Here is a 1,961-nt window from a genome sequence, read left to right as displayed (position 1 = left end):
GCAATACGGCCGCAACGAGCTGCGACGGCGCGGCGCACGGCGCTGGCCGGGCGAGTTGGGACGTCAGTTCACCCATCCGCTCGCCCTGCTGCTGTGGGTCACAGCGGCGTTGCTGCTGATCGTCGGTTCGCTGGTCGTCGCGGCCGCCGTCGTGCTGATCATCGTGCTGAACGCCGTTTTCGCCTTCGTTCAGGAGATCGAGGCCGAGCGAGCGGTGGAGGCACTGGCGGAGTACATCCCCCAGCGGGCGAAGGTCGCGCGTGACGGGTCCACCCGCGAGATCGACAACGCGCAGTTGGCTGAGCTGGGGCAAGCGTTACCCACGTCATCGCATCAGATCACCAGCGGTCGGGCAGGCCTCCAGCGTGATGCGGTCCAGCCGGACCGCATCGGACTGGCGAGGGGACCGGGGCTGAATGTGACGGACGAAGCGAGGACAGACCGCGAAACACCGATCGTGCGCCGCCGCGAGATGCTCAGTTTGCCCGTCGCCTTGGCCTGCGGCTCGGCGGTGCTGACCGGGTGCGGCACCACGCAGCAAGCCAGCAGCGCTGCAACGCCCACGCCGACCCCCAGCCAGGAACAGGCCCCCGAAGTGCCGGTAACGCCACCGGAAGACCTCATGCGCGAGCACGGGGTCCTCAAACGCGTCCTGTTGATCTACCGGGAGGGCATCCGGCGGATCAACGCCGGCGAGCAGGTGCCCGCGCAGCCCTTGCACGCCGGGGCCGGCATCATCCGCACCTTCATCGAGGAGTACCACGAGCAGCTCGAAGAACGATACGTCTTCCCACGCCTGGTCAAGGCCGGCAAGCTCACCGACACCGTCTCGGTGCTAGTCCAGCAGCACCAGCGCGGGCGTGTCCTGACCGGCCGCATCCTGGACGCCACCGCCAAACCCACTCCCCACCAGGCCCGTCGCGACCTGGTCGCCAATATGGCCGCCTTCATCCGCATGTATGAGCCGCACGAGGCCCGCGAGGACACCGTCGTCTTCCCCGCCATGCGAGACGTCATCCCGTCCAAGGAGTTCGCCGAGATGGCCGAGACCTTCGAAGACGAGGAGCACCGTCGTTTCGGCGCGGCCGGCTTCACCGGCATTGTCGGGCAGGTGGCCGACATCGAAAAGACGCTCGGCATCTACGACCTGAACCAGTTCACACCTCGCGTATGACGATCCCCGGGTCGGACGCTGGAGGCGAGCCCAAGACACTCCGGGCACAGGTGCGCTGAGGCAGTCACCACGCTCAGGGCTCAAGCAGTACCCGGTGGTCGGTCCGCCTCGGGCAGCACCTCACGCGCCAACTCCAGCAACGCCCTGCGGTCCCCAACCAGCGCCGCCACGCCCGCCTCGGTGGCCCGGTAGATCCGCCGTACCCGGCCCTCACTACCTCCTGTCGCGAGGACAGCAACCCGTCGGCCTCCAGCCGATGCAGCGTCGGATACAGCGTGCCAGGACTGATCGCATAGCCGTGCCGCTTGAGCTCCTCGGTCATCCACGCCCCGTGAATGTCCTGCTCGGCAGCATGGTGCAGGATGTGCAGCCGCACCGCCCCGCGCTGGAACTGACCCGGCCATCCCCGAAGGACTCGAATGGAAGCAAAGTTTCGTCATGTCCCACCTGGCCATGGCGGGGCCGGCGCACGTGCCAGGGGGACAGAGCCGCAGGTAGGAGTATGTGAGTGTGTGTCCGATAACAAGGAAACGGGCATGAAGAAATCCGTGAAGCGACCCTTTCGATGCATTTCGCGCCCTAGCTGAGCGACGCGGGCGGCCAGGTGTCCGCCTGATCGAGGCTCTTGCCGAAGGTGCTGCGGAGCATGTGGAAGGGCCTGAGAGCTGGGCGCCGGAGGTGGCCAGGCGGTTCAGGCTGCCCGCGGCGGCAGGGTTGGGTCCCGCCACCTTCTACGCGGACCTGGCCGTGCCGCACGGGCGCCGGCACGTGCGGGTCTGCGCCGCGA

1 protein-coding gene and 1 pseudogene are annotated in these 1,961 nt (G+C 67.8%); one reads left to right on the top strand and one right to left on the bottom strand.

From position 1 onward, the window contains the following. Window positions 1–1,174: hemerythrin domain-containing protein (locus AB0J09_RS63610; RefSeq protein WP_360714065.1), on the top strand; the 1,174-nt coding region annotated here is incomplete at its 5' end. Between the two features lie 80 nt (window positions 1,175–1,254). Here the strand turns inward: AB0J09_RS63610 and AB0J09_RS63605 are convergent. After that, window positions 1,255–1,595: pseudogene (locus AB0J09_RS63605) on the bottom strand (PadR family transcriptional regulator). Window positions 1,596–1,961: the final 366 nt, after the last annotated feature.

It is taken from the genome of Nonomuraea sp. NPDC049784, assembly GCF_040659615.1.
In the GTDB taxonomy this organism is placed as follows: domain Bacteria; phylum Actinomycetota; class Actinomycetes; order Streptosporangiales; family Streptosporangiaceae; genus Nonomuraea.
This window is presented reverse-complemented; position numbering and strand designations above follow the sequence as displayed.